Source organism: Rothia sp. P100, assembly GCF_023712425.1.
In the GTDB taxonomy this organism is placed as follows: Bacteria; Actinomycetota; Actinomycetes; order Actinomycetales; family Micrococcaceae; genus Rothia; species Rothia endophytica.
In genome coordinates this window covers 202,513-229,370 of sequence record NZ_JAMAYG010000001.1, presented here as the reverse complement: position 1 = coordinate 229,370, position 26,858 = coordinate 202,513, and the positions used below count along the sequence as shown (strand labels likewise).

At 55.3% G+C, this 26,858-nt stretch carries 22 protein-coding genes and 2 tRNA genes; 14 read left to right on the top strand and 10 right to left on the bottom strand.

Features of this window, described 5'->3' with window-relative positions:
* Positions 1 to 87 precede the first annotated feature (87 nt).
* From murI to M3668_RS01080, 5 genes are all read left to right on the top strand, one after another.
* Complete coding sequence (murI, locus tag M3668_RS01100) at positions 88 to 1,053, top strand: glutamate racemase (protein WP_251378989.1); 966 nt, start codon at positions 88 to 90, stop codon at positions 1,051 to 1,053.
* Positions 1,054 to 1,065: 12 nt separating this feature from the next.
* Positions 1,066 to 1,932, top strand: a complete 867-nt coding sequence (locus tag M3668_RS01095) for an MBL fold metallo-hydrolase (protein WP_251378988.1) — start codon at positions 1,066 to 1,068, stop codon at positions 1,930 to 1,932.
* A gap of 64 nt (positions 1,933 to 1,996) precedes the next feature.
* On the top strand, positions 1,997 to 2,746 hold the full coding sequence (gene rph / locus M3668_RS01090; RefSeq protein WP_251378987.1) for a ribonuclease PH: 750 nt from the start codon (positions 1,997 to 1,999) through the stop codon (positions 2,744 to 2,746).
* Positions 2,746 to 3,381: an RdgB/HAM1 family non-canonical purine NTP pyrophosphatase gene (gene rdgB, locus M3668_RS01085; RefSeq protein WP_251378986.1), complete on the top strand. Its 636-nt coding sequence runs from the start codon at positions 2,746 to 2,748 to the stop codon at positions 3,379 to 3,381. The genes rph and rdgB overlap by 1 nt, the downstream gene beginning before the upstream one ends.
* A gap of 24 nt (positions 3,382 to 3,405) precedes the next feature.
* Entirely contained in the window at positions 3,406 to 4,284 is an 879-nt protein-coding gene (locus tag M3668_RS01080) for a phosphotransferase (protein WP_251378985.1), read from the top strand.
* On the opposite strand, the gene M3668_RS01075 is transcribed toward M3668_RS01080, so the two are convergent.
* Positions 4,281 to 5,417, bottom strand: a complete 1,137-nt coding sequence (locus M3668_RS01075; protein WP_251378984.1) for an ADP-ribosylglycohydrolase family protein — start codon at positions 5,415 to 5,417, stop codon at positions 4,281 to 4,283. The genes M3668_RS01080 and M3668_RS01075 overlap by 4 nt on opposite strands.
* A gap of 49 nt (positions 5,418 to 5,466) precedes the next feature.
* On the opposite strand from M3668_RS01075, the gene M3668_RS01070 reads away from it, so the two are divergent.
* From M3668_RS01070 to M3668_RS01060, 3 genes are read left to right on the top strand one after another with little or no spacing between them, the layout of a single operon-like run.
* Positions 5,467 to 6,609 carry an exonuclease SbcCD subunit D gene (locus M3668_RS01070; RefSeq protein WP_251378983.1) on the top strand — a complete coding sequence of 381 codons (1,143 nt, stop codon included), beginning with the start codon at positions 5,467 to 5,469 and terminating at the stop codon, positions 6,607 to 6,609.
* Positions 6,606 to 9,755, top strand: coding sequence for an AAA family ATPase (locus tag M3668_RS01065; RefSeq protein WP_251378982.1), 3,150 nt, complete (start codon positions 6,606 to 6,608; stop codon positions 9,753 to 9,755). Before M3668_RS01070 ends, M3668_RS01065 begins: the two co-directional genes overlap by 4 nt.
* A complete protein-coding gene (locus M3668_RS01060; protein ID WP_251378981.1) occupies positions 9,752 to 11,149 on the top strand; it encodes an MFS transporter in 1,398 nt (465 codons plus the stop codon). The genes M3668_RS01065 and M3668_RS01060 overlap by 4 nt, the downstream gene beginning before the upstream one ends.
* 96 nt (positions 11,150 to 11,245) lie before the next feature.
* Here the strand turns inward: M3668_RS01060 and M3668_RS01055 are convergent, their stop codons facing one another.
* The 8 genes from M3668_RS01055 to bcp form a co-directional block, all read right to left on the bottom strand.
* On the bottom strand, positions 11,246 to 11,893 hold the full coding sequence (locus M3668_RS01055; RefSeq protein ID WP_251378980.1) for an MBL fold metallo-hydrolase: 648 nt from the start codon (positions 11,891 to 11,893) through the stop codon (positions 11,246 to 11,248).
* Positions 11,894 to 11,903: 10 nt separating this feature from the next.
* Positions 11,904 to 12,998 carry an S-(hydroxymethyl)mycothiol dehydrogenase gene (locus M3668_RS01050; protein ID WP_251378979.1) on the bottom strand — a complete coding sequence of 365 codons (1,095 nt, stop codon included), beginning with the start codon at positions 12,996 to 12,998 and terminating at the stop codon, positions 11,904 to 11,906.
* A gap of 205 nt (positions 12,999 to 13,203) precedes the next feature.
* Positions 13,204 to 13,944, bottom strand: a complete 741-nt coding sequence (locus M3668_RS01045) for an alpha/beta fold hydrolase (RefSeq protein ID WP_251378978.1) — start codon at positions 13,942 to 13,944, stop codon at positions 13,204 to 13,206.
* Positions 13,945 to 13,950: 6 nt separating this feature from the next.
* Entirely contained in the window at positions 13,951 to 15,057 is a 1,107-nt protein-coding gene (locus M3668_RS01040) for a YihY/virulence factor BrkB family protein (protein ID WP_251378977.1), read from the bottom strand.
* Positions 15,058 to 15,217: 160 nt separating this feature from the next.
* Complete coding sequence (locus M3668_RS01035; RefSeq protein WP_353055956.1) at positions 15,218 to 16,696, bottom strand: malate:quinone oxidoreductase; 1,479 nt, start codon at positions 16,694 to 16,696, stop codon at positions 15,218 to 15,220.
* A gap of 140 nt (positions 16,697 to 16,836) precedes the next feature.
* Positions 16,837 to 18,552, bottom strand: coding sequence for an ABC transporter substrate-binding protein (locus tag M3668_RS01030; RefSeq protein ID WP_251378976.1), 1,716 nt, complete (start codon positions 18,550 to 18,552; stop codon positions 16,837 to 16,839).
* A 73-nt stretch (positions 18,553 to 18,625) separates the two neighbouring features.
* Positions 18,626 to 18,707 (bottom strand) — tRNA-Leu (locus M3668_RS01025).
* A gap of 68 nt (positions 18,708 to 18,775) precedes the next feature.
* Complete coding sequence (bcp, locus tag M3668_RS01020; RefSeq protein ID WP_251378975.1) at positions 18,776 to 19,246, bottom strand: thioredoxin-dependent thiol peroxidase; 471 nt, start codon at positions 19,244 to 19,246, stop codon at positions 18,776 to 18,778.
* A 205-nt stretch (positions 19,247 to 19,451) separates the two neighbouring features.
* Between bcp and M3668_RS01015 the strand changes: the two genes are divergently transcribed.
* Both M3668_RS01015 and M3668_RS01010 read left to right on the top strand, forming a co-directional pair.
* Positions 19,452 to 20,054, top strand: coding sequence for a MarR family winged helix-turn-helix transcriptional regulator (locus M3668_RS01015; RefSeq protein WP_251378974.1), 603 nt, complete (start codon positions 19,452 to 19,454; stop codon positions 20,052 to 20,054).
* A 106-nt stretch (positions 20,055 to 20,160) separates the two neighbouring features.
* Positions 20,161 to 20,236 (top strand) — tRNA-Lys (locus M3668_RS01010).
* An 88-nt stretch (positions 20,237 to 20,324) separates the two neighbouring features.
* Here the strand turns inward: M3668_RS01010 and M3668_RS01005 are convergent.
* On the bottom strand, positions 20,325 to 20,777 hold the full coding sequence (locus M3668_RS01005; RefSeq protein WP_251378973.1) for a hypothetical protein: 453 nt from the start codon (positions 20,775 to 20,777) through the stop codon (positions 20,325 to 20,327).
* Positions 20,778 to 21,220: 443 nt separating this feature from the next.
* Here M3668_RS01005 and M3668_RS01000 point away from each other — a divergent pair, with 443 nt between their 5' ends.
* The 4 genes from M3668_RS01000 (at position 21,221) to serA (ending at position 26,635) form a co-directional block, all read left to right on the top strand.
* On the top strand, positions 21,221 to 23,062 hold the full coding sequence (locus M3668_RS01000; RefSeq protein ID WP_251378972.1) for an acetolactate synthase large subunit: 1,842 nt from the start codon (positions 21,221 to 21,223) through the stop codon (positions 23,060 to 23,062).
* On the top strand, positions 23,059 to 23,568 hold the full coding sequence (ilvN, locus tag M3668_RS00995; RefSeq protein ID WP_251378971.1) for an acetolactate synthase small subunit: 510 nt from the start codon (positions 23,059 to 23,061) through the stop codon (positions 23,566 to 23,568). The genes M3668_RS01000 and ilvN overlap by 4 nt, the downstream gene beginning before the upstream one ends.
* Positions 23,569 to 23,724: 156 nt before the next feature.
* The gene (ilvC, locus tag M3668_RS00990; RefSeq protein WP_251378970.1) at positions 23,725 to 24,750 is read left to right on the top strand and encodes a ketol-acid reductoisomerase; all 1,026 of its coding nucleotides are present in this window, start codon (positions 23,725 to 23,727) and stop codon (positions 24,748 to 24,750) included.
* Positions 24,751 to 25,039: 289 nt separating this feature from the next.
* Positions 25,040 to 26,635, top strand: coding sequence for a phosphoglycerate dehydrogenase (gene serA / locus M3668_RS00985; RefSeq protein ID WP_251378969.1), 1,596 nt, complete (start codon positions 25,040 to 25,042; stop codon positions 26,633 to 26,635).
* Positions 26,636 to 26,858 lie beyond the last annotated feature (223 nt).

The window sequence follows — 26,858 nt, the reverse complement described above, 5'->3', positions numbered from 1 at the left end:
GCCTTGGCGTGATAGTCCACTCAAAAGCGTGTAGGTGAGACCGCCAACCTATTGTTCTCTCTCATTTTTAGCTAATGTCAGGTCACGATGAACGATTCATTCTCAACCCTTCAAACTCCCTGGGGAACTCAGGTGCTAGCAGAACCTCACGCTAGCGCCCCCATTGGTGTGTTCGATTCCGGGGTGGGGGGCTTAACGGTGGCGCGAGCCATTATGGATCAGCTACCCAATGAATCGGTCATCTATGTGGGAGATACCGCCCACGGCCCCTACGGCCCTCTAACAATCGCCCAGGTACGAGCCCATGCGCTCCGTATTATGGATGAGCTGGTCGACTCCGGCGTCAAGCTGCTCGTCATCGCCTGCAATACTGCTTCAGCCGCAGTTCTCAGGGACGCTCGTGAACGCTACACTCGCAAGTACGGCATACAGGTGGTTGAAGTGATTCAGCCGGCTGCCCGCCGTGCCGTAGCAGCTACCCGCAACCGAAAAATTGGAGTTATCGCCACCGAGGCAACCGTGACATCACGGGCTTACGAAGACACCTTCTCTGTCATGAGTGACCTTGAAATTCATTCGGTAGCCTGTCCCCGATTTGTTGAGTTTGTTGAGCGGGGGATTACCTCCGGGCCAGAACTACTCAAAACCGCAGAGGCCTACCTGCAACCGCTGAAGGACGCCGGTATAGACACCCTAGTTCTGGGCTGCACCCACTACCCCCTACTGACCGGCGTTATCTCCTACATCATGGGAGATGGGGTTACCCTAGTTTCTTCGTCTGAAGAATCGGCTAAGGATGTCTACAAGGCGCTCTTGAAAGCCGGGCTAGAACGCCCCACCGACTTGCCGGCGTCCCACGAATTTCTTGCCACCGGCGAAACCGACACCTTTGAACACCTTGCCCGGCGCTTCCTGGGCCCAGAGGTAGCCAGGGTTAGCCATACCGAATCGGTCGCTGAGCGCTTTCCCACCGGTTCCCTGTCCATCGTGCCGCCGGCCCTCCCAACTCCTACCATATCGATCGACAATAACCTCGATCGCACCGCTGACTAGAAAGACCGCCTTATGCGTTTAACTGTTATTGGTTGCACCGGCTCCTTCCCGGGCCCCAACGCCGCAGCTAGCTGCTACATGGTCTCGACTATTGATGACCTGGGCAAGACCTGGCGCATCATCATTGATATGGGCAACGGCGCTCTGGGCACCCTGCAGACCCACATCAACCTTGAAGATATTGACGCTATCTTGGTATCCCACCTGCACCCCGATCACTGCATCGACCTTTCGGGGCTTCACGTGGCGATTAAATGGGACCCCAAGGGCTGGTCAAAGGGACCGATTCCGCTCTACGGCCCCAGCGACATCCACCAGTACCTGGTTAACACCCACGGGTTACCCCTGGACCCCGGAATGCACACCGAATTTGAATTCCACGAGTGGGCCAACTACAAAGAAGTAAAAATTGGGCCCTTTACCGTTACCCCTCACACCGTAGTTCACCCGACCAAGGAGCCCTACGCCTTGCGTCTAGAGTGCGAGACCTCTGAGGGTAAGACCGTGCTGACCTACTCGGGAGACACCGACAGCTGCATTGGCCTGATTGAAGCCGCTAGGGGCGCTGACCTCTTCCTCTGCGAAGCAGCCTACCAGGAGGGGCGCGATGACGCCCTGCGCGGCATTCACCTGACCGGCAAGCGTGCCGGTGAAACCGCCCGAGAAGCCGGTGTGCGCAACCTCCTGCTAACTCACCTGCCGGTGTGGAACGACCCAGAGACCGCGCTCGCAGAAGCTAAAGAAGTTTTTGATGGCCCGGTCAGCGTGGCCGAAGAATCTGCCACCTACCGTGTCAACCCCCGCCGCAGCCCAGAAGAATATGCTGCGAACCCCAAAACCACCACCCTTGAAGTGGTCTCGCGGCACCGCATCCGCTAGGTTGAAACCCTAAGATAATCACTCTCAATTCTGCAAAAAACTGCAGGAGGTATAGGCTAAAGCCATGACTGATAACACGGCAATCACCATCGTTCGAGCAGACGGCCGCACCGTTGACCAGTTGCGCCCCATCACCATTACACGCGGCTGGTCCAAGAACGCTGAAGGCTCAGCGCTGATTGAATTTGGCAACACTCGTGTGCTCTGTACCGCTTCGCTCACCGAAGGCGTGCCCCGCTGGCTCAAGGGCGAGGGTAAAGGCTGGGTAACTGCCGAGTACGCCATGCTCCCCAGGGCTACTAATACCCGTAATTCCCGTGAGTCTGTCAAAGGCAAGGTGGGTGGCCGCACCCACGAAATTTCACGTCTTATTGGTCGTTCTTTGCGCGCAATCATTGACACCAAAGAGCTGGGCGAAAACACCATCGTCCTGGATTGCGACGTCCTGCAGGCAGATGGTGGCACCCGTACCGCTGCTATTACCGGAGCTTACGTGGCTCTGGCAGATGCCATTAGTTGGGCTAAATCTAAGGGCATTATTCCTGCCAAAGCCCAACCGCTCACCGGCTCTGTTTCAGCTATCTCAGTGGGTATTATCGACGGCGTCCCCATGCTTGATTTACCCTACGTTGAGGATGTCCGCGCTGAGACCGATATGAACGTGGTCGTTACCGGTGACGGTAAATTTGTTGAAGTTCAGGGGACCGCTGAAGGTGCTCCCTTCGACCGCGAGGAGCTTAACTCCCTGCTAGATCTGGCTTTGGTAGGAACCTACGAACTATCTGAAATCCAGCGTGAGGCTTTGAAGAACTAATGCCAGCCAAAATTGTTTTAGCAACGCATAATGCCGGCAAACTGCGGGAGTTTCGCGAGATTTTGCGCGGAACCATCGACGGGCTGGACGTTGACACCGAAGTAGTCGATGCCGGTGCGGTGGGCGCCCCTGATGTCTTAGAAGACGGCGTCACCTTTGCCGAGAATTCACTGCTCAAAGCCCGTGCAGTAGCCCAAGTAACCGGCCTGATCGCTATCGCTGATGACTCCGGGCTGGCGGTGGATGTTCTTCATGGCGCCCCCGGAATTTTCAGTGCCCGCTGGGCAGGTCAACACGGTGATGACACCGCTAACCTGGAGCTTCTGCTGGCCCAGCTGGCTGATATCAAAGATGAGCACCGCGGTGCCCGCTTTATCTGCGCCGCATCATTGGCCGCCCCCGGAGGGGTTGAGGCAGTAGAACACGGCGAACTTTCTGGCACCCTCTTGCGCGAACCTCGCGGTGAGGGCGGCTTCGGCTACGACCCTATTCTTGCCCCCTCAGCCTTTACCGGTGAATATGCTGGCCTTTCCTGCGCCCAGGTGCCACCTGAAGTTAAGAACGCTATTAGCCACCGCGCTCAAGCCCTGGCGGCTTTGGTGCCTCATATCCGGGCAGCTTTAGCAGGCCACTAACGCACAGAGCAGAAAAGGTTCCCTATGGTAGCGCACCTTGCACAGCTAGAACAGATGAACAGCCTGCCGGTCATCAACGCAGTGATGACCCAGGCTGGTCTCAACATTCCAATGGACCGTTGGGACGTTCGTACCACGGGCTCCGCCCATATCGTGGTCAACATGGGTGGGCAGCTGAGCGTGCGTGTAGCCAAAACCCAACTCACCGGCTACCTGGTAGCTCGGCGCACCGAGATTCTACGCCGCCTACCGCAAAGTCTGCCCTTCACCGTGCCCCGGCCCATCACGCGCGTCATTACCCGCGCGGGGTTTACCGCTGTGGGGCTTACCTGGATTAAGGGCGAACCCCGCGTCCAGGGAGCGGCACCACCCAAACAACTAGTTAAACTGCTCAAAGGTATTCACACCATTGACTGCCGCGGGTACGGGCCGTATCTTGATCACCAGTACGAACACTGGAGGGGTGTAGAAGAGTGGGATACCCACCTGCGTGCCAACGTCGTGCCCCAGTTGCTTACAGGAGCCCAAAAGGTTGCGCTGAGAGCAATTGACTGCGTCCTGGAGCTGCCACCGGTCGAACCTGTACTTATCCACGGTGATTTAGCTGGGCACAATATTTTGTGGAACGGAGATAAGCTGGTCGGTGTTATCGACTGGGACCACGCAACCCTAGGCGACCCTGCCGTTGATCACGCTTCTCTGGGTAATTTCTATGGCTGGGAATCTCTCTCAAAAGCACTTGATGCACCCCAGATAGCCCGTGCACAGAGGGTGGCTGGCCTCTTGCCCCTGCAATCTCTTGCCTACATTATGAAGAATGGTATGGGCGGTGCCATTCAGCGACTAGCTGTTGAACGCGCCGATGAATGGTACCTTGACCACCGCAGTGAAATCCTTGGTTAGCTGACGCCTAACTGTTTCAACCAGTTCTCAAGGACGAGCTCAAGCGCCGGAACCGCATCGAGGGAAGCAAGCGTCTGCGTATTGAAAACATCCTCGGTGTAAAGAGCACCTAGCAGGGTGCCGGTCAGCGCGGCAATTGAATCCGAGTCACCGTCACAACTCACTGCCTGCGCCAAAGCTTTACGTGTAGCGAGCGCCGGACTGCTATCACCATCGGATATTTCCTGTTCTGCACTCAGCAGTAGGTAGGCGGCAAAACCTAAACAGCCGGGGGCTAACCAGAGGTCCCCAAAACTCTCTAGTGTGCGCTCAAGCGGCATACCGCTGTCCACCGATCTCAGCGCGGTCTGCAGGGCAGCTATGGTCAGGGCAGCATCCCCGGGTAGTGCCTGGCTCTGCTCCACTGTGCCCAGCCATTGCAAGACCGCTTCTAGGGCCTGCCGAGCCGGCAAATGGAGGTCGATAGCTTCGTGGGAACCCAGCAGGTGACGCACCAGCAGAGCATAGGCGCTGGCGCTCAGAATAGCGTCGGGGTGCCCGTGGGTCAGAGCTGCAGCATGGGCAGATAGCTTAATGACAGTGGCATCATCTGCCACGGGCAGAAAACCAAAGGGCGCTGATCGGATGAGCGCCCCGGTCCCCAGGGCTTGGGGATTGACGTTCTTAGAGATGAACTGCATTTCACCGGCTGCCAGCGCCGCCAGGGTGGCTTTGCCGGGGCCTCGGGCGACGCTCATGCTGGGCTGGGCATCCAGGGGGCGGGTGAGAGCGAAAGGAGCAGCAGCGGGGTAGGAGTTACCGGTGCTACGGTACCAGCGCAGGTAGGCAAGCCAAATGCAGGCGAGCTCATCGGCTGCCTGACCGTCGTTATTCCATTCCAATACTTCGCTCAGCCCATCTAGGGTGTAGAGGGTTAGCTGGGTATCATCGGAAACCACCAGGGGCTGGGCGGCAAGCGTGTCGAGAAGCTCTAAGGAGTTTTTTACCTTGTACCGTTCAAACATCTCGGTGCGGCTGAGCATTTCAACGGGGTAGCCCAAGGCGTCCCCCGTTGCACCCCCGAGGAGGGCGCCGCGCAGGGCAGCGCGGTAGGCGGGTGAGGTAGCGGAGGGTGCGGGGAAAGCAGAGGTCATAGGCACCAGTGTAGAGCAGAGCTGGCGCGGCTCCCATTAGACTGGGTTTATGCGTATTTTGCACACCTCTGACTGGCACTTGGGCCGCACCTTTCACGGCGTCTCTTTGCACGACACCATGGCTGACCTGCTCGATGAAATGGTGCAGTTGGTGGGCACTGAGGCGGTGGATGTGGTGCTGATTAGTGGGGACGTCTATGATCAGTCGCAGCCCCGCACCGAAACCGTGCGCCTTTTCAGCAAGACTCTGAGCTCCCTGGTGGATGCCGGGGCACAGGTTATTGCTACCAGCGGCAACCACGATTCGGCGGTTCGGCTGGGCTTTGCTTCAGATCTGTTAGCTCATAGCGGAGTGCACCTGGTGACCTCCCAGACCCAGGTGGGCCAGCCTATCCTGCTCCCGATAAAGGGGGGAGAGGTTGCTTTCTACGGCATTCCCTATCTGGAACCACGCCCACTTGCCACTCACTGGAACACCGACATCAGCCACAGCTCCGTACTCACCGAGGCTATGCGTCGAGTGACTGAAAACGTAGCAGAAGTAAAACCTCTGGCCACGGTGGTGCTGGCTCATTGTTTTGCCACAGGGGCCGACCCCTCTGATTCCGAACGTGACATTTCTGTGGGTGGGGCGCTCTCTGTTCCAGCCTCCCTTTTTGAGGCGGCAGACTACACCGCACTAGGGCATCTGCACGGGCGCCAGCGGGTTACCGATACCGTGCGCTACTCTGGCTCCCTCCTGCCTTATTCCTTTAGCGAGCAGAACCACCGCAAGGGCGCCTGGATTATTGATATCGACGAGCAGGGCACGGTCAGCGTGCAGGAGTACACCTGGCGCACCTGCCTCACGGTCAAAAAATTGCGGGGCACTTTTGAAGACATCACCGGTGGTTCCTATGAAGCCTACCGCTCTGCCTTTGTCAGCATTACCCTCACCGACGCGGTGCGCCCGGCGCGTGCTCTAGAGCAGCTCAAAGAGCACTTTGACTACGTGCTTGAACTTTTCTTTGAACCTCAGGGCGTCCAGCATACCGAGCTTCACAGCTACAGCCGCACACGGGAGGCCCGGACTACCTTCGATGTTTGTCAGTCTTTCTATCAGCATGTGCGGGGTCGCGCTCTAGACGAAGATGAGACCGCCTATCTGACCGAGGTTACTGAACTGGCGCGGCTGGCAGGAGCATCAGAATGAGAATCCACAGTTTAGAAATCAACGCCTACGGTCCCTTCCCCGGCACCATTAGCCTGGACTTTAATGAGCTCAACGAAGCCGGTATCTTTCTACTCAATGGTCCTACCGGCTCGGGTAAGTCCTCCATTCTGGACGCCATCTGTTATGCCCTTTACGGTAGTACCTCATCGGGACGAACCGACCTTAAATCCCGCTTCGCCGAGCCTGAGGCACAGCCCTGGGTCAAACTTGAGTGCTCGGTGGCGGGTAAACGTTACCGCATCTTTAGAAGCCCTGAGTACCTGCGCCCCAAAAAGCGCGGGAGCGGGCTCACCCGCGAGCAGGCCAGCGTCACCATTGAGGTCTTTGATGCAAAAGTGGGTAACTGGGAAGAGGACGCCAGCGTCACCCGGCACAAGGACGCCGGGGACTTCATGTACTCGGTCATTGGGCTGACCGCACAGCAGTTCAACCAGGTGATGCTCCTGCCGCAGGGTAAGTTCCAGCAGTTCTTGGTTGCCAAATCAGCAGACCGCGAGGAACTGCTCAAAAAGCTCTTCTCGACCCGAGAATTTGAGCGCATCCAGCAGATTTTAGACGACAAAGCTAAGGGCGCCGAAGCGAAGGCAGCTGAAGCTGAAGCGGCGGTGCGCTCCCTGATAGAGCGTGCCCGGCGGGCGGAGAAGGCTGCCGATATTACGACGGCCCGGCAGCTTCTGGTAGGGGATACCGGGACTACTCTGCCCGAAGCCACGTCTACGGGCGAACAACCCATAAAACCAGACTGGCTAGAGCTCACGTCAGAAGGAGCACTGAGCCGTACCCAGCAGCTACGTGATGACGTCGCCGAACTTAACCGGGTTGCTATTGACCTTACCGATACCGCGGCGGCTGAGATTGCTGAGCTGCGCCAGCAAGAAACCGCACTGGGGGAGCTAGAACGGCACTGGGTCCAGTACCGTGACCTACAGGCCCAGGAGGAAGAACTGGAGAGCCAGCGCGAACAGATAACCGAAGCTGAAGCCAGCCTTGCGCTGCATAGGCGGGCCGCCACCGTCCTGCCCATGATGACCGCCCAGGAGCGTGCTGCTGCGGCCGTGAAAGATGCTCAAGATCGCCTCGAAACAGTGACCAGTCGCCTGGAAACTGCTATTGAGAACGCCCTGACTGGGATAGCGGCAGCCGCCCCGGAATATACGCTCCTTACCCATGTGCAAAATCTCGCTGACTATGATGAGACCGAGGACCAGGTTGCCGATCTCAACCGCCACATCGAGAACCTCAACGATTTTGCTCGCAGTGACCGCCAGCTCACCTCTCTGGTGCAAGAACGGAGGCAGGCGGAGACGAAAACCGAGGGACTGCAAAAAGCTCTGGATGCAGCCCACACTGCGGTAACAAAGCAGGAACGCGAACTCGCGGAACTCAGTGCTCGTTTCATAGCCCTAGAGGACGCCGGGGCCCAGCTGACTGCGGCTCAAGTTCAGCGTGATACCGCTGAAACTGCTGTAATTCTTGCCCGAAAGCTAGAGCAGAGCAGAAGCCGGGTCGCGGCTGCTGAAGCTGCGACCAAGACCACCAATGAGGCTCGCCGGGCCGCAGGTATTAGAGCTGAAAACCTTCAACAGCAACGCTTTGACCGTGCCGCTCAAACGCTGGCTAGCAATCTTGAACCCGGCCACCCCTGCGCTGTTTGCGGGTCACGAGAACACCCTGCCCCAGCTACTTTCACAGAGGAAGTCCCGGCCATCTCAGCTGAAGAGGTGAAGGACGCATTAGCTGCCCGAGACCAAGCTGAGGCAAAGGCTCAAGCGGCCCTCCTGGAACTCACCTCAGCCGAGACCATCGTGGCTGAGCTGATTGCTACCGGTGCCAGCGACCTAAGTTCTGCTCTCATCCAGCTTCAGCAGGCTCAAGAGTCTCTTACCGAGAAACAGAGAAATATGCAACGTAGAAGCGACCTCGCACAAGAGCGTGCTGCAGCTGAAGCGGATCACGAGCGACTAAAGGTAAAAGAGAATACCTGTGCGAGAGATGTGGCCCACCACCGCACCCTGTTGAACAGCCTGGCCGAACGGATTGAAAAAGATGAGGCCGAGCTTGAAGCGCACCGGCAAACAACCGGGTTCACGCAGCGTGCTACAGCTTTGAGTCAGGTAGCACAAAGCCTGGTTTCTGCTCTCAGCATCCAACAAGAGGCTCAAAGACTAAAAAAAGCTCACATCAGGGCTGAAGAAGAACTAACCCAGGTAGTACAGAACAGCGGTTTCTCTAGCAGTGCTGAAGCTGTGGAAGCCCACCTGCCGAGCGAACGGGAAAGAGATCTCACCATGCTGGTCCAAACCCACCAGCAAAAAAGATTTACCCTTGATGGGCTTCTGGCGAGCAACGCAATGACCGGTATCGCTGCTCGCGTCCAGCAGGGAGAAGAATCGCCCACGCCTCAGGCCTTGCAGGAGGTGATCCAGTTGCGTCAGAGCCGAGAGCAAGCGCGTGATACCTACCTCCGTACAGGAGTGCGCCTCAGCGCAGCCTACCAAGAGCTCACCAGTATCGTCACAGAGCTAACCACCAGCCTCAGCCATAACCAGAAACTGTTAGTTCGAGCCCTCCGCGCTCGCAGCCTCGCAGCAACGGCAACGGCTGCCAAGAGCTCCGATAACGCCCTGCGCATGACACTGACCACCTATGTTCTAGCGGCTCAGCTAGAAGAGGTAGCTCAGGCGGCTTCAGAGCACCTTGAACAGATGACGCACGGCCGGTACACCCTTGAACATACCGATGACGCTGAGGGGCGCGGTAGCAAATCAGGTCTGGGTCTCACTGTGCGCGATGCCTGGCACGGTGCTACCCGCCACCCATCGACTCTCTCAGGCGGCGAGACCTTTATGGCCTCCCTCTGTCTGGCATTGGGGCTGGCAGATGTAGTTCAGCGCACCAACGGTGGGATCGAAATTGATACACTTTTTGTGGACGAGGGGTTTGGATCGCTGGACGAGGAAACCCTTGAAGAGGTCATGACGACCCTCGATAGTCTCCGCGAAGGTGGTAGAGTCATTGGGCTTATCTCGCACGTGGCCGAAATGAAAAACCGGATTACCCGTCAGGTGCAACTGACTACCTCACCCACCGGATCATCCCTCAAACCTGAGACGGGAGCCGTATGAGCCCGTACCGCATTAAGAATAAGCGCATCAGCTCGCCCCTGAGCGGTTTCGCTTCTCTGCGTACCCGCAATAAGTTGCCAGAAAAACCTAGAACCCCGCGTCAGACCGTGAGCGAACTGGGCACCCGTATGCGGGTCTCCTCCCGCTACGCCCAAACACGTATGCAAAATATCCTGCTCACGCACGGCTGGCGATTCTTTATCTTCTCCCTGCTGATGAGACTGCCGGCATCTATGGTAATGCTGGCGGTGATGATGATGCTGGCCTCCCAGAATAATGAAGCCACGCTGGGGGGCTACGCCGCCGGAACTGTTGGTATCAGCGCGGCTTTCATGATTCCGGTCTACCGGCGGCTTTCAGACCGCTGGGGGCAACACAAAATCTTCTTCGCCGTCACCGTGCTCAATATTTTGGCGCTGGTCTGGTTGCTGCTGGAAAGTTTGAGCTTTGCTGAGGGAACGAGTGGCAGTATCTCCCGTTTTTTGCTAGCAGCGGCCCTCACCGGCATTACCACGGTCCCGCTGGGTACCGTCATGCGCACCTACTGGAGTGCTGAGTACCTCAAAACTAAGGACAGACGTAAACTTAACGTCTCCATCTCCCTTGAAACCATGCTGGACGTCATTGCCCTACCAGCGGGCGCCGTGATTGCCGGTCTTTCTACCCTTGTTTTTAATGCCCAGGCAACCCTCTTCTCTGTGCTTATTATCGATGTTCTGGGGCTGCTCATGATTCTTTGGAGGCCAGGGAGTCTGCCCATCGATCGTCGAGACATGGTGGAAGGTAAACCCAAGCCACTGCGCGGTGGCAACCGCTCCCTGCTCTGGCTTCCGCAAACTGGCATGATTTGTCTGGGCACGGTGCTGGGGTCTACCCAGGCAGCTATCGTAGCTTTTGCTCTATCCACCGACCAGATAAGCGTGACCGGCTTCCTGATGGCCCTGCTGGGTCTCTTCGCTGTAGCCAGCGCTCTTTTCATCATCTTTGAACGGCTACCCGCCTTTACGTGGATAGCCTGGCTACTCAGCGGTTTGGGGCTGACTGGAGCTACCCTGCTTCTTTCCTTGCCCTCATCCCTCGAATGGCTGATGCTGGCCTTGGTGCTGGTGGGATTGTCCTACGGTATTTGCCTGGTAGTAGTGGATTCAGCGCTCACTTCTTTAGCGGCCCGCAGCAACCTGGACTTAGCACTGAGCACCATGCAGGCATGTTCCCTGGGCGGAATCGCCGTGGGCTTTGTGTGGGCCGCCGACCTGAGCGAGTCCTACAACCACCAGGTCGCTCTTTTGGTTCCCCTCATTGCCGCTGTCTTCTTCTTTATACTGGGGCACCTCTACGGCTTCCTCTGGCGCAGAATGTACGAGGAGCGTTTAGCGCCCCTGCCGCAAGACTAAAGCCGCTCGTGCTCCGTTATCGCCTGCTGCTCCAACTGTGGCCCGGTCACCTAAGAAGGTGACCGGGCCACAGCGTTGGGTTATCGAAGGCAGAGTCTAATCTCCTCGAGCGATCCATGCCTCCAGATTGGGTGCTTCCAGACCAATGCCGGTGGAATCACCGTGGCCTGTTAGCACCGCAGTGGATTCCGGTAGGGTCAGTAGCTTGTGCCGGATCGACTCAATGATGGTCTCGAAACTCGAGAAGGAGCGACCGGTTGCGCCGGGCCCACCGTTGAAGAGAGTATCACCTGAAAAAACTACGCCCTCGCTGTTATCCCAGCTCAGGGTGGGAGCGTAGAAACATACCGAGCCGGGGGAGTGCCCCGGGGTCGCTAGTACGGTGAGCTCGGTATCTCCAAGGGCCAGGACCATACCGTCTTCCAGCTCTTCATCGAAACCCCAGGAGGGGTACACCATGGTCCACAGCTCCCGATCCGCTGGATTGAGGTAAACAGGTGCCCCAAAGCGGTCGGATGCCTCTTTGGCTGAGCCAATATGATCATCATGGGCGTGAGTCAGCAGAATTTTCTCGACCGTTCGGCCCGCGACCTTAGCCGCGATTTTATCGACGTCGTGGGCGGGGTCAATGATGATCACTGAGGATTCATTCCCCAGAATCCACACGTTGTTATCAACGTCCCAGGTGCCGCCGTCCAGCGAGAAAGTCCCCGAGGTCACAACTCGTTCGATACGTTCAGTCACAGTAGTGCTCCTACTTGAATTCAACCACCGAGCGTAGCACTCGGCCGGTCTTCATGGTCTCGAAGGCTTCATTGACCTGCTCCAGGCTGATTCGTTCAGAGACGAAGCCGTCCAGATCTAGATTGCCGGCGAGGTAGTGGTCAACGAACATGGGGAAGTCACGGGAGGGAAGGGTATCACCGTACCAAGCACTCTTGATTGATCCACCGCGTCCAAAGACCTCATCTAGGGGAATGGTCCAGGTGGCGCCGGGGGCAGGGACACCGACCAGCACTAAACGGCCGGCGAGATCACGGGCATAGAAAGCCTGTTCGAAGGTTGCCGGCACACCCACTGCATCAATGACAAGGTCAGCACCGAAGCCACCGGTGAGCTCACGGATAGCTTCAACCGCGTCCTCCTGCTGTGAGTTCACGGTGTGGGTGGCGCCGTGCTCCCTGGCACGAGCCAGTTTCGCTTCATCAATATCAACAGCGATGATGGTGGTTGCCCCGCCCAACTTAGCTCCGGCAATAGCGGCGGTGCCGACGCCGCCGCAACCAATAACTGCAACAGACTCACCGCGTGCAACTGCTCCTGTATTGAGCACGGCACCCAGGCCTGCGGTCACACCGCAACCCAGCAGCCCAACAGCTGCATACTGGTCTTCAGTAAGCTCTGCATTAATTTTGGTGCACTGGCCAGCAGCAACCAGAGTCTTTTCTGCGAAGGATCCGATACCCAGAGCAGGCTCGAGTTCGGTGCCATCTTCAAGAGTCATCTTCTGGGTGGCGTTATGGGTAGCGAAGCAGTACTGCGGCTGACCCTTGGCGCAGGCGCGGCATTCACCGCATACGGCACGCCAGTTGAGGATGACAAGGTCGCCGGGGGCTACATTGGTGACGCCTTCGCCTACGGCCTCAACGATGCCGGTTGATTCGTGACCCAGGAGGTAGGGGTAGTTGTCGCCAACGCCACCTTGAACATAGTGGTGGTCGGTCTGGCAGACACCGCAAGACAATACCTTAACCAGGGCTTCACCCTTAATAGGGTCAGGGACATTGATGTTGGTGACGGTGGCTGGCTCATTTTTAGCCAGTGAAACGACGGCCTTAACGGTCTGCATAGTGCTCCTTGAGATGGGTTGGGGTGACATATTTTATCTGTGTCGACCGGTCTTCCCGGCTTCAGTCTCTAACGCTACCTAAGACCACACCGCATCGCTACCTCTAGCCCCGCCATTTGGCTGAGAGCGTGTGTGAATCCAATATGATGAGGCAGGCTTACTGTTACATTCACCGCGGATTCTTGGTTTGATCGGCAGCGCTTCATCAGTGCTCGTCCAAGAAGCGTACGGTTTCTTTTCTGACCTGCCCACTGGTAAGTATGTTGATGTGGTCCCGCCCGGCTATTTCCAGCCAGTTTGCCTGGCGTGTGGAAAGCAGGTTAAAGGCTGAGCGGGAATGAGCGAGGCTGTCTTTGCACCCTTCGTACATGAAGACGGGGCACTGAGGAATAATCTCTGGGTCCACTGCGGGAAAATGTGCTGAGGTAAATGACACAAGACTTTCTGGGGCAATGGGTGAACAAGCGAGGACGCTATCAAAGCCCTCCGGTACACCAATCTCGCCAAGTAGCGATGAATGAACCTGATCAAGCCTGCTATTGACCGGCATAGCTCCCAGAGTTAGCGTCAGTGCTAGATGAGGGAAAGTTGCTGCAAAACCCCAAAGAACCCGCGCACCTATCGAAAAGCCGATAAGGTGCGCGGGCTGCCCCAAACCTTCGGTATAGGTCTTGAGAACTTCTGAGAGCTGCGCCACTGCGTCCTGATGGTCAGCCCAGGAGATATCAAGCAAGGTCGCTGGTCGGAGACTTTCATCTTCGACCGACTGCAGACGATGGTAGGGGAGCGTCACCAGATGCAGGGGGTAGCCGGCAGCTTCAAGCGTTTTAACCCAGCCGGTAGAAACCCAGTTATGGTAAGGAGTGGAGGCGAAACCATGCACTAAAAGCACAGGAGCTTTTGCTGAGCGTCCACCTGTCAAAGGTGTAAAAGCTAGGGTAGCCACCGCAGCCTACTTCTTTGAACCATCCTGCTTCTGCTCAGCCATCTGCTGAAAATCAACCGTGCTGTTGGAGAGCCTAATCTTGCGGCCCTCTTCAACGAGGTTGTCCTTCTTCTGCTGAATTTTAATGGCTTGGGTATCGTCACGTGGGGGAAGCTTAATCTCGTCTTCGGACTTGATGCCTGCCTGTAGCTCACGGGTGCGCTGAATCTCTGCGTCGATCTGAGCGCCCAACAGGAGCACATTATTCATAATCCAGATGAAGAGAAGCATGACGATGACGCCACCAATGAGACCGTAAGTAGCGTTGTAGGAACCGAAGTTAGAGACGTAGAAACTGAAACCCAAGCCAGCTAGGCCCATGGTGACCAGCGCGATGGCTGCACCGGGGGTGAGGAAGCGAATCTTAGGCTGCTTAACGTTGGGGGTTGCGTAGTAGAGCAGGCTGATAAGAATAACAGCGATAATCAGCATCAAGGGGTAGCGCAACCACATCCAAACCCCAATGAAGCCGCCCAGTTCGATAGCTGGAACAGCGTCCTGGACGGTGTTGAGGACGTCTTCGCTGGAGAGCAGAACCAGCATCATGGCTACTACCATGAGCACCAAAACGAAAGTCACCAGAAGGTTGAAGGGGCGAAGCTTCCAGATAGGGCGCCCTTCGACCACACCGTATATCTTGTTCATAGCGCGCCCAAAAGCACCCACAAAACCTGAGGCAGTCCACAGTGCACCCACGATACCGGTAATCAGAGCGATACCTGCTGCAGAAGATGAGGTGAGCTGGGTGATGGGCTGTTCAATGACGGCCAACATATCTGCCGGAGCGTAGCCCTGAAGAAAATTGAGAATTGCATCGGTGGTCTGCTGTCCCTGCCCAAAAACACCCAGCAGAGAAACAACGGCCAGCAGACCGGGGAAGACGGACAGCACGGTGAAATAGGTCAGAGCCGCAGCGAGATCGGTGCACCCATCGTTCATGAATTCGCTAAAGGAGCGCTTGAAAATGTATTTCCAGTTTTTACCGCTGACGTCTGTCAATTTGGCAGGCTTGGGGGTTTGCCGATGCTCACCCTCAGTGGCGGCTCGGCTGATGGTCTGTTCTTCGAGAGACATCGTGTGTTCCTTCAGGGTGCAGGGAATTACTCAGTAGACATCCTATCAGCACAAGGCACCGTGTCACTTTGCAGGTTCTTGTGTGCTGGATTAAGGATGAAGAATTAAGAGCAAAAAAACCGCGACCGTCGCATGACGGCCGCGGCAGTTACTCAAAGGGTTAGTTATTGATTCCCAGTACCTGAGCTGTGTGAGCAAATAGCTCGTCAGCTAAATCATGGTTAGCGTTGAGCTGCACACCAAAACCGGGTACTAACTCCTTGATACGAGGTGCCCAACCGTCAAAATGGGTGGGGAAGCACTGTTGCAGCAGATTGAGCATAATGGGTGCTGCGGTGGACGCGCCGGGGGAGGCACCCAACAGAGCAGCGATGGAGCCATCCCCTGAGGTAATGAGCTCGGTTCCAAACTGTAGAACCCCTCCAGCCTTCTTGTCCTTTTTGATGACCTGAACTCGCTGACCAGCGGTGATGAGTTCCCATTCATCGGCTACAGCTTCGGGGTAATACTCGCGCAGGGACAGCACATGCTTTTCGCGGTTTTTCAGGAGTTCGCCGATGAGATATTTGGTCAGATCCATATTGGCTAGGCCGGCACGAATCATGGGGTATACGTTATCAGGGCGCAGTGAGAGTGGCAGGTCAAGGAGGCTGCCCTGTTTCAGGAAGTTGGTTTTGAAGCCAGCGTAAGGGCCAAAGAGTAGCGAACGCTTGCCGCCCACGTAGCGTGTATCAAGGTGGGGCACTGACATGGGAGGTGCACCCACTGAGGCCTGACCGTAGACTTTGGCGTTATGTTGTAGGGCGGTCTGCTCGTTGGTATTGCGGAAGAAAAGACCTGAGACGGGGAAACCGCCAAAGCCCTTACCTTCTTTAATGCCTGATTTCTGCAGGAGGTTCAGGGCGCCACCACCGGCACCCAGGAAGACGAACTTTGCTCGGATTGTTGAACCATGATTGCGGTTGAGACGGTCCTTAACCTTGACTGTCCAGGTTCCATCTGATTCTTTTGTTACATCCGTGACCTGCTGGCCGTAGGTGACCGTTACGCCCTTGCTGACCAGGTAGTCAGTCATCTGGGTGGTGAGGTTACCGAAATCAACATCGGTGCCTTCGGGGGACCAGGTTGCTGCAATTTTCTGATGAATATCGCGCCCGTTGACCGAAAGAGGAGCCCAGTCACGAATTTGTTCAAGGTCGGTTGAGAACTTCATACGCTCAAAGAGCTTTTGATCTTGAAACGCCTCAAAGCGCTTTGCCAGGTAATCTACGTGGGCATCACCAAAAACCAATGACATGTGTGGCACAGGATTGATGAAGGAGGAGTCTTTGATCTTGCCCTCTTCAACGAGGGAAGCCCAGAGCTGGCGACTTATTTGAAACTGCTCATTAATAGCAATAGCTTTGGTGGGGTTGACCGTTCCATCAGCACCGAGGGGCGCATAATTGAGTTCACAGAGCGCTGAGTGGCCGGTACCAGCATTGTTCCACGGGTTGGAGGATTCCTGGCCTACCGCGTCCAAACGTTCCAGCAGAGTGATGTCCCATGTTGGTTCAACTTCTTTGAGGAAAACACCGAGGGTGGCGCTCATGATACCGCCACCGACGAGCACAACGTCAGTTTTAACTTCGCTTGCCACTTTGACACTCCGTCACTTGAAAGTGGTGACCGACGCTGGACACCACGCTGAGCGGGCAACACCGGTTGCCCCTGGTTCATTGTTTAGCGTAGTACACATTACACCTCGCTCATAGCAAAGGCAGGTTGTGTGCTCTTAAGTTACTGACCTTCTCGTAGCTCTATCTTGTTGAAACGGTCTAGTCCGGTGGCTTCAACACCGTAGGTTCGCACGCGGGGCCCTTGGGTTACCCCTGAGACGGGGTAGGTGAGGGGGATAGCTGGGAGCAAAAGAGCTAATTTAGCATTGATCTCACGGTAGGCTGACCTGCGCACCTCGACATCCTCAATGACATCGGCGGCTTGCAAGGCTTCTATTATTTCAGCGTGATGTGTTGCCTCAGCGGCAGACGTTTCTGGGCTCGGGCTCGCTGAGGGGGAGCTAGCGGAGCTGGACGCTGAAGGTACCGTGAGTGAGTCCGGCGCAGTTGAAGCTGGAGCAAGAACCTTACCCAGAAAGGCGGAGGGGTCTCTGAAAGTGCCCACGAAGCCTGTGAGCTCAAGCCCGTAGTCGGGGTGGTGAGCTGGGATGTCCTCAGAATCAGGTGCATCCCATCGGTAGGGCCTAGGCACGATATTGAAGCCTGCTGCTACTAAATTAGCTGATATGACAGAGTATATTGCCTCGGGAGCGGGCAGAGTTGCCAGGGAAACCTGAACGGGGTAATAAAAGTCGATGGGCTCACCCTTGTAGGTTGAATCCTTAAGGAGGGAGCCGGCTGTAGCTGAGTCGTAACCGTAGTGCTCACGAGCTTTTTCGTGTCGAGTCTGAAAAAGAGCCGGCAGAAAGTCATAAGCTGTGGAGGTGCCTTGCGGGTAGTAATCTGCAGCGATTTTGCTTCGGTCAATCGCTTGGGCAAGTGCTTGGCGTGTGAGAGCATCTGCAAAGGCTGGGTGAGAAAGGTTAATATTCACATAAGCCACCGCGTAGGGGTCACGGGTCTGAACTGCGTACCCATCAAGTGCTAGCGGTACATAATCTTCGAGCCCGATCTGATCAAAGGCGTCCACGTTTCCCTGAAGTAGCGAGTAGTAGCGCTTTTCGGCGTCGGGGAGTGAGACGAACTCCAGCACGTCAATCCCTGGCTCAGCGCCGCCATAGTGGGGGTTGGTTACAAGGCGTATGCTTCCTTCACTCCACTCATCAAGTTTGAAGGCGCCAGTGCCTATGGGGTCCTCTGTGAAGTAACCGTCTTTCCCAATGAGTGCTGGAAGGGCGATGCCTAGGGCCGGCTGTGTGAGCACCTTAAGGAAGGAGACCGAGGGGCGTGACAGAGTCACACGAAGCACCTGATCGCTCGGAATTTCCCAGGAGGTGACGAGGGGAGGTTGCTCTTCTGAGTCTACCGACCCAAAAAGTTGGTGGTAAGGCTGGGTGAGGCGCGTGAGTGGTTGCTGCCCCAGTGCCTCCCAGCGTTCTAGGTTCGATGCAAGGGCTTGGGGCGTCAGCGCAGACCCATCGCTGAAAGTAGTCTGGGGATCAAGCTCAAAAGTATAGACTAAGCCATCATCACTGATGGTCCATTCTTGCGCGAGTCCGCTAACTGGCTCACCCGTGTTGGGGTCTGCTCTGACTAAGGGATCCAGGATTTGGGCTGTAATGCGGACGCTCTCGAGGCGTTGAGTACGCGCCGGGTCTAGTGTGAGGCAGGGTGCCGCCTGGGCAAACCTGAATACTCGCTCTTCTCTTGAGGGGGCAGGCTCTGGATCCTTGCTGTCACCAGAGTTGCTAGTAGAACATGCAGATAGGGTAAAGCCCGCAGTAATGACAGCCGAAATTTGCACAAAACGACGCCGACTCATCTTATGTGAAGCCATAATCCCCCCTTCGTAGCAGCTTGCGATCTGGTCTTTGATACACAAAAAGCCCAGATAACCTGGGCTTTGAGAGTGCGCGAGGAGGGACTTGAACCCTCACGCCGTAAGGCACAGGAACCTAAATCCTGCGTGTCTGCCAATTTCACCACTCGCGCAAGCGGTGCTGTAAGCACAACAGGAATAATGTTACAGCACCTCCAAGCTCACTGCAAAATGCTGGAGCTTAGCTGTCAATCCCTAAATCTCGGCGTAGTTTAGCAACGTGCCCTTTAGCGCGCACATTGTATTGAGCCATTTCTACCAAGCCGTCTTCATTAACCACGATGGTTGAACGAATCAGACCTGTGTAGGTCTTGCCGTAATTCTTTTTCTCTCCCCATGCCCCATAGCGCTCTGCGACAGCGTGGTCTTCATCGGACAGCAGAGGAAAGGTCAGGTTCTGGGTGCCGATAAATTTTTCCAGGGCTTCTGCTGAATCTGGAGAAACCCCCAGCACGCTATAGCCGTGGGCTGATAGGGACTCTAAGCTGTCTCTAAAATCGCAGGCCTGTGTGGTGCAACCGGGAGTTGATGCTTTGGGGTAAAAATAAACAATAACTTTGCGCCCTAAATAATCGCTCAGCGATACAGCGTCTCCGCCAGCGGCAGGTAGCGTAAATGCAGGGGCTGGGACTCCAATTTCCAAGCGTGACATGCCCTTCTTCTCTCCTTATGAATAACATTGAATAGACCAATATTGGGGTGGACGGTGAAGAATAAGTTACCACCCATACTAATATGCGAAGGTGCGACGTCACTAAATAATAAGGACAACTAAAATCGGAAAAATGAAAGGGGGTGCAAATGGGTGGTGAGAACAATATATGCGTTGACGTGGTAAACATGCTTATAATAACAACATGCCTGAAATTAACAATTGGTCTATCAATAGACTATTATCAACTGCCGCGCGCATGCTCGAGTACAGCTGGAATGATCAACTGAAGTCACTGGGATTGACTCATGCTGGCGTTACAGCCCTGAGTGTTATCGCCCAACAAGGAATAATTTCTCAGGTCAAAGTTGCATCATTAGTGGGAGTTCAAGCCCAAACAATGGGTAAGACCCTTGCTCGGCTCGAGAGCCACGGTCACGTTTTTAGAACACGAAATACCATTGATCGACGCAGCTATCTTCTTGGTATCACCGATGAGGGCCGGCGCGTCCTTTCTGAAGCCGAAAATATTGACCGAAAACTTGCATCCGTAGGCGAACTATCCAAGCCTGAATTTCGTGGCATGTTAATTAACATTATTGAAGGCCTGAAGGAGCAGGGCGGCGAGGAAGTCCTCAAGAGTTCTATTCCCCACCAGGATGCTTTTAGTAGCTCCTATGACGCAACTGATTCGGGTGAGGTGAACCTGGGTAAAGGTGCGACTGAGGTTAAACGCGTTAACACTGCTGTGATGGATGTCATCACCCCCGAGATGATTACTCGCCATCGCAGTGAGGGTGACCGCTAGTCCTCACCCAGCGCTGTGTGTATCATCACAGTATGTTTTATGATTTGCATGTACGACATGATGTGCGTATAGTATTTATTCGTTGCCAACAAGCAATAAAAAATTAGCGCCTCTAGCTCAATTGGCAGAGCAATTGACTCTTAATCAATGGGTTCTCGGTTCGAGTCCGAGGGGGCGCACCACTGCAGAAAAGCCCTGACCAATCGGTCAGGGCTTTTTTGTTCTCCCAGAGAATGTCCATCCGCTACTTATATGGTCTTAGCTGACAGTCTATATTTGCCAGGCATCGATAATGACCCGCTTGAAATCTTCGATATCAAGTTGCTGGTCCAGAACACCTGACCCATGGTGACTTTCGACGGGCATGAGAGGCTCGAACCTTAGGGTAAAACTGGTCCCGTTAGTGAGCTCAATGCCGTAAGTGCAGTCCCCCACAATAAAGGTACGCATCGCATTGGTGTTATCAACAGAAGTAGGTACCCCAGTAGCTTCAATGGCAGGAAGGGCGAGGGGAGCGATAATCGCTTCACGCGGGGTGTCCCTGTATCCCACCAAAAAATACTTTTGGTGGGGCTGCTGTTGGGCCGCAACGTCGCTATTTGCGTATACCGATGAGCCTGAAGCAAAGACGAGATTGTAGGCACCATAATTGAGGATTTGTGTGTCAAAGACCTGGTGTAGGGCCTTGCTGATCTCGGTGCTACTGAGCTCTGGGGTATTCATAGGCACCAGTCTACGGGCGATGTATATGAAAGCAACCCACGTAGAACCATTACGTACAGATGACATACCGTGACGCGCCAGGGTGGTGGTGTGCCCCTAAAGAATCCAGTCTTATTCCTAGTCGCATTGGCCTAGGTTCATATCAGCGACATAAAAGTTCATAATATAAAACCAGTTTGACCTGGTGGACATAAATCGTGAGTATATGATGTATGACAACACGCCAGCAGTCACAGATTCGAATTCTTGTGGTGCGTTTCCTTCTTGGGTACGCGGCATAAGTTTTGTTTGTATTCTGACAGCGTCTATGCCCTTCGCCCCACCACAGCGGAGGGTTTTTTCATAGGTACAACCACATCCAGGATTAAACCTATGACCCTAGAGAATAACCCCATTCGCCTCAACATCACACCACACTCTGACCTACTTTTAGAGGATGACCAATGACAGCGGGAAATCCCATTAACCCGGCAGCAATCGCTAAGACTTTTTCGTCTCGATCTGCCAAGACCGAGACGGCTCAACCGTCCAGCCAGCGAATGACGGGCTCACAGGCTATTGTGCGTTCACTCGAAGAGCTTGGTGTCACCGATATCTTTGGTTTGCCAGGTGGAGCAATTCTTCCAACCTACGACCCTCTCTTTGACTCTGAACAGCTGAACCATATTCTCGTACGTCACGAGCAGGGTGCAGGGCATGCCGCTGAGGGCTACGCCGTTGCCAGTGGCAAGGTTGGTGTGGCGATCGCTACTTCAGGCCCAGGCGCCACCAATCTTCTGACCGCTATTGCCGATGCCAATATGGATTCAGTACCCATTGTTTGCATTACGGGTCAGGTCTCCAGCAAAGTCATCGGCACCGACGCTTTCCAGGAAGCCGACATCGTGGGTATGACCATGCCCATCACTAAGCACTCTTTTATGGTGCGTGACCCCCAAGAAATCCCGCGTTGCCTTGCCACTGCTTTCCGTATCGCAGCAACTGGCCGCCCCGGGCCGGTGCTGGTGGATATTACTAAGGATGCCCAGCAGGGCATGATGGATTTCTCCTGGCCGCCGACCACCGAGGTGCGGGGCTACAACCCGGTAACCCGCGGTCATTCAAAGCAGGTCCGTGAGGCTGCCAAGCTCATTACTGAGGCTCAACGCCCGGTGCTCTATGTCGGTGGAGGTATGGTCCGCGCTGATGCTTCAGAAGAGCTCATGAAGCTTGCTCGTCTTATTAACGCCCCTGTGGTGACTACTCTGACCGCAAGAGGCGCCTTCCCTGACTCTGACCCGCAGAATCTGGGGATGCCCGGTATGCACGGCACGGTACCGGCTGTCATCGCAATGCAGAAGTCTGATCTGCTAATCGCGCTTGGCGCTCGTTTCGATGACCGGGTCACTGGAGTTGTGGATGAATTCGCCCCGGGTGCCAAAGTTATCCACGTGGACGTTGACCCTGCAGAAATCTCAAAAATCCGGATTGCTGATGTGCCAATCGTTGGCGACCTGCGCTACGTTCTCCCTGAACTAACCAGCATCATCACCGAGGAATTTGCCGCTGCGCTGCCTGACCTCAGTAATTGGTGGGCACTGGTCAATCGTTTCAAAGAGACCTTCCCCTTGGGGTACACCAAGACCGAAGATGGCCTTGGCTCACCCGAGTATGTCATTGAAAAACTGAGTGAAATTTCAGGTCCCGATGCCTACTACGTGACCGGTGTGGGTCAACACCAGATGTGGTCAGCTCAGTTCATTCAAAATGAGAAGCCCCGCCACTTCATCAATTCTGCAGGTTTGGGCACCATGGGCTTCTCGGTTCCTGCGGCAATGGGCGTGAAGGTAGCTTTCCCCGAAGCCACTGTGTGGGCTATCGACGGTGATGGTTGCTTCCAAATGACCAATCAAGAGCTAGCAACCTGTGCTCAAAATAATATCCCCATCAAGGTTGCTGTTATTAATAATTCATCCTTGGGCATGGTGCGCCAGTGGCAGAACCTCTTCTACGATGGTCGCTACTCGAATACCCATCTAAAGACAGGTATGGGCACCGAACGCATCCCTGACTTCGTGAAGCTAGCTGAGGCCTATGGCTGTGTTGGTTTGCGTTGCGAATCTGATGATGATGTTGAGGCAACTATTCGTCAGGCCCTTGAGATCAATGACCGCCCTGTGGTGGTGGACTTCAATGTCAGCCCTGATGCCCTGGTCTGGCCCATGGTGCCCGCCGGTGTCTCTAATGACCAGATTCAGATCGCAAAAGATATTTCCCCCAGCTGGGATGATGAGGAGACAGCATGAGCCGCCACACCCTATCTGTACTGGTAGAAGATAAACCCGGGGTTTTAGCGCGCGTTTCAGGGCTTTTTGCCCGGCGTATGTTCAATATCGATTCACTGGCTGTTGGCCCCACTGAAGTGCCGGGTATTTCGCGGATTACTCTGGTCGTTGATGCTGATGGGCACCTCTTGGAGCAGGTGACCAAGCAGCTTAACAAGCTGATTCATGTGCTCAAAATTGTTGAACTGAGTGATGAACAATCAGCCCAGCGTGATCACATCCTGATCAAGGTTCGTGCTGATGCTTCAGCCCGCATCCAGGTCACCCAGGCAGCTGATCTCTTCCGTGCCAAAATCGTTGATGTTTCCCCCGAGTCAGTCATCATTGAAGCCACTGGCTCAGCCAATAAAATAAATGCACTTCTTGAGGTGCTTGAACCCTTTGGTGTACGTGAGATCGTCCGAGCGGGGACTATTGCGCTCTCTCGTGGGCCTCGTTCTATGAGCGAAAAAGCGTTGCGCAGCTAGCCCTTGCCGCGGTGATTCAATCCGCAAAACATAAGTTCATTATGTGGACAATCCATCTCATTTTTAGTTTTGCTGACTAAGGTAGAGACAAGGATCCACACCCACAAGTTTTAGAGCAGTAGCTCAACATCAAACTGATCAAGGAGATCGCACATCATGGCAAAGATCTACTACAACGACGACGCCGACCTCGCCAACATCTCAGAGCGCTCGGTAGCCATCATCGGCTACGGCTCCCAGGGTCACGCTCATGCGCTCAACCTGCGCGACTCAGGCGTAGACGTACGTATTGGTCTTGCAGAAGGCTCAAAGTCACGCGCAAAGGCTGAAGCAGAAGGTCTGCGCGTGCTCTCTGTTGCAGAAGCAGCAGCCGAAGCTGATGTCATCATGATTCTGACCCCCGACCAGGTGCAGGCCGAGGTTTACAAGAAGGACATTGCCCCCAACCTCAACGAAGGTGATGCCCTCTTCTTCGCCCACGGCTTCAACATCGTCTTTGGATATATTGAAGCACCTGAAGGCGTAGATGTAGCGATGGTTGCTCCTAAAGGTCCCGGCCACACCGTGCGCCGCGAATTTGAAGCAGGACGCGCTGTTCCCGCCCTCGTAGCCGTCGAAAAAGACGCCTCAGGATCAGCTCTTGAGCTGGCTTTGGCTTACGCCAAGGGCCTGGGGGCGACCCGCGCTGGCGTCATCGAGACCACCTTCAAGGAAGAAACCGAATCAGACCTCTTCGGTGAGCAGGCTGTTCTGTGTGGCGGTGCTTCCCAGCTGATTCAGTACGGTTTTGAAACCCTGACTGAGGCTGGTTACCAGCCCGAAATCGCCTACTTCGAGGTGCTACACGAACTCAAGCTGATTGTTGACCTCATGGTTGAAGGTGGCATCGCCAAGCAGCGTTGGTCCATCTCAGATACCGCTGAGTACGGTGACTATGTTTCAGGCCCCCGCGTCATCACCCCCGAGGTGAAGGAGAACATGAAGGCTGTTCTCTCTGACATTCAGACCGGTGCATTTGCCAAGCGCTTTATGGAAGACCAGGCAGCTGGCGGCACCGAGTTCAAGGAACTGCGCGCCAAGGGCGAGGCTCACCCCATCGAGACCACCGGCCGCGAACTGCGCAAGCTCTTTGCCTGGAACACTGCTGACGATGACTACACCGACGGTTCAGTAGCCCGCTAAGGCGTACCTTCCACCGATAGCTAGAACAAGAGCTTCATCGTTGGGCAACACAGCCGGTTACCCGATACGATAGAACGGGTAGCCGGCTTTTGCCGTCTTTCTAGAACTTTTGCCCCTGGACCGGTTGACGTAGCCTTTGTGGTGAACTGCGCAATCGGGGGAGCAAAAGCCCATATTATTCAGTTGGCTCAATAAGAGCGACTGCTCACCGGCGTCCTTAGGGTCCGAAGCGTCGGTGACAGTAGTGCTGAACCCATCAACCACCAGTGTTATTCATAAGGAACCCACCGTGACCACCAAACCCGTAGTGCTACTTGCAGAAGAACTATCCCCCGCAACAGTTGAGGCTCTGGGGCCTGACTTTGAGATTCGTTCCTGCGACGGCGCTGATCGTTCCCAACTTCTGCCTGCTATCAAAGATGTCGATGCAATTTTGGTCCGCAGTGCCACCCAGCTTGACGCTGAAGCCATCGAAATGGCACAGAAACTGAAAGTTATTGCTCGTGCCGGTGTGGGCCTGGATAACGTTGATATTAAGGCGGCAACCAAAGCCGGTGTGATGGTAGTGAACGCCCCCACCTCTAACGTGATTTCAGCTGCTGAGCTCACTGTGGGCCACATTTTGGGCCTGGCACGCAACATTGCTGCCGCTGATGCTTCGATGAAGGCAGGGGAGTGGAAGCGCTCCTCTTTCTCAGGCGTTGAACTGTATGAGAAGACCGTGGGCATTATCGGCCTAGGTCGAATTGGTGGCCTTGTGGCTGAGCGTCTTCGCGCCTTCGGTACCGAGCTCATCGCCTACGACCCCTTCGTTACCTCCGCTCGCGCAGCAGCTCTTGGTGCCGAATTGGTAGATTTGGACGAGCTGATTGAACGCTCTGACTTCATCACCATCCACATGCCCCGCACTCCCGAAACTCTGGGCATGATCAATGCTACGAGCTTTAAGAAGATGAAGAAGAGCGCCTACGTGGTGAACGTAGCTCGCGGTGGTCTGATTGATGAAGCAGACTTGGACGCCGCCCTGCGTGCCGGCGAAATTGCTGGTGCTGCCATTGACGTCTACGTCAAGGAGCCCGCAAAGAATGTGCCTTTCGTGGGCTTACCCTCGGTGGTAGCCACCCCGCACTTGGGCGCTTCGACTTTCGAGGCTCAGGAAAAGGCCGGTATCTCGGTTGCTAAGTCTGTGCGCCTGGCCCTGGAAGGGGACCTTGTGCCCGATGCTGTTAACGTGGCTGGTGGTGCCATCGATAAGGACGTCCGCCCCGGCGTGCCCCTGGCAGAAAAGGTAGGCCGTATTCTCACTGCACTGGGTGGGGACGAAGCCCTCACCCGCGTAGAGGTCAAAATTGCTGGAGAAATTGCCACTAAGGATGTCACCTCCCTCAAGCTTTCAGCTCTTAAGGGTGTATTCACCGATGTTGTTTCTGACAAGGTTTCATATGTCAACGCCCCCATTTTGGCTGAGCAGCGCGGTGTAAAGGTCGAGCTGGTCACCACCACTGAAACCGAGTACTTCCGTAACGAAACCGTGTTGTCCGGTGCATTTGCCAACGGGGAGGTTGTCTCGGTGGCTGGCACCGTGACCGGCCCCAAACTCATTGAGAAGCTGACCAACGTTAACGGCTACGATATCGAAATCCCCATCACCGACCACATGCTGGTGCTTGAGTACGCCGACCGCCCGGGTATCATCGCGGCGATTGGTACCCTACTGGGCACCGCATCCATCAACATCGCAGGCATGCAGGTCTCCCGTCAGAGTAAGGGTGAAGAAGCGCTCTGCGTGCTCGCCCTGGACTCGGCTCTTTCACCCGAGGTGCTCGACAGCATCAAGCGCGTAGTATCTGCTGAGCGTGCCGCCATCATCAACCTGGCTGACTAGCTAGAGGTATAGACCTAGAAGTCTTACAAAGAAGGGTCTTGCTTTTCCACCGAGGGGAAGAGCAAGGCCCTTTAGCGTTGCTAGATTCCCGAGTCCACCCCACATGAGAGTGTTTACCCATATCAGAAATGGGTAAAAGGGTGACGCCGGATGCTGTTGCTGGTAGGTTGGTGATTTCCCGGACCCTTAAAAAACAGCTTGCGTTTATGATCCCCACGGTCTA

Excerpts from the sequence above, each read along its gene's own strand:
- M3668_RS01070 (WP_251378983.1), top strand. The coding sequence starts at position 5,467 with ATGCGTATTTTGCACACCTCTGACTGGCACTTGGGCCGCACCTTTCAC.
- M3668_RS01030 (WP_251378976.1), bottom strand. The coding sequence starts at position 18,552 with ATGGCTTCACATAAGATGAGTCGGCGTCGTTTTGTGCAAATTTCGGCT.
- M3668_RS01005 (WP_251378973.1), bottom strand. The coding sequence starts at position 20,777 with ATGAATACCCCAGAGCTCAGTAGCACCGAGATCAGCAAGGCCCTACAC.
- ilvN (WP_251378971.1), top strand. The coding sequence starts at position 23,059 with ATGAGCCGCCACACCCTATCTGTACTGGTAGAAGATAAACCCGGGGTT.
- murI (WP_251378989.1), top strand. The coding sequence starts at position 88 with ATGAACGATTCATTCTCAACCCTTCAAACTCCCTGGGGAACTCAGGTG.
- M3668_RS01065 (WP_251378982.1), top strand. The coding sequence starts at position 6,606 with ATGAGAATCCACAGTTTAGAAATCAACGCCTACGGTCCCTTCCCCGGC.
- M3668_RS01075 (WP_251378984.1), bottom strand. The coding sequence starts at position 5,417 with ATGACCTCTGCTTTCCCCGCACCCTCCGCTACCTCACCCGCCTACCGC.
- rdgB (WP_251378986.1), top strand. The coding sequence starts at position 2,746 with ATGCCAGCCAAAATTGTTTTAGCAACGCATAATGCCGGCAAACTGCGG.
- M3668_RS01095 (WP_251378988.1), top strand. The coding sequence starts at position 1,066 with ATGCGTTTAACTGTTATTGGTTGCACCGGCTCCTTCCCGGGCCCCAAC.
- bcp (WP_251378975.1), bottom strand. The coding sequence starts at position 19,246 with ATGTCACGCTTGGAAATTGGAGTCCCAGCCCCTGCATTTACGCTACCT.
- M3668_RS01080 (WP_251378985.1), top strand. The coding sequence starts at position 3,406 with ATGGTAGCGCACCTTGCACAGCTAGAACAGATGAACAGCCTGCCGGTC.
- M3668_RS01060 (WP_251378981.1), top strand. The coding sequence starts at position 9,752 with ATGAGCCCGTACCGCATTAAGAATAAGCGCATCAGCTCGCCCCTGAGC.
- M3668_RS01015 (WP_251378974.1), top strand. The coding sequence starts at position 19,452 with ATGCCTGAAATTAACAATTGGTCTATCAATAGACTATTATCAACTGCC.
- rph (WP_251378987.1), top strand. The coding sequence starts at position 1,997 with ATGACTGATAACACGGCAATCACCATCGTTCGAGCAGACGGCCGCACC.
- M3668_RS01050 (WP_251378979.1), bottom strand. The coding sequence starts at position 12,998 with ATGCAGACCGTTAAGGCCGTCGTTTCACTGGCTAAAAATGAGCCAGCC.
- M3668_RS01000 (WP_251378972.1), top strand. The coding sequence starts at position 21,221 with ATGACAGCGGGAAATCCCATTAACCCGGCAGCAATCGCTAAGACTTTT.
- M3668_RS01040 (WP_251378977.1), bottom strand. The coding sequence starts at position 15,057 with ATGTCTCTCGAAGAACAGACCATCAGCCGAGCCGCCACTGAGGGTGAG.
- ilvC (WP_251378970.1), top strand. The coding sequence starts at position 23,725 with ATGGCAAAGATCTACTACAACGACGACGCCGACCTCGCCAACATCTCA.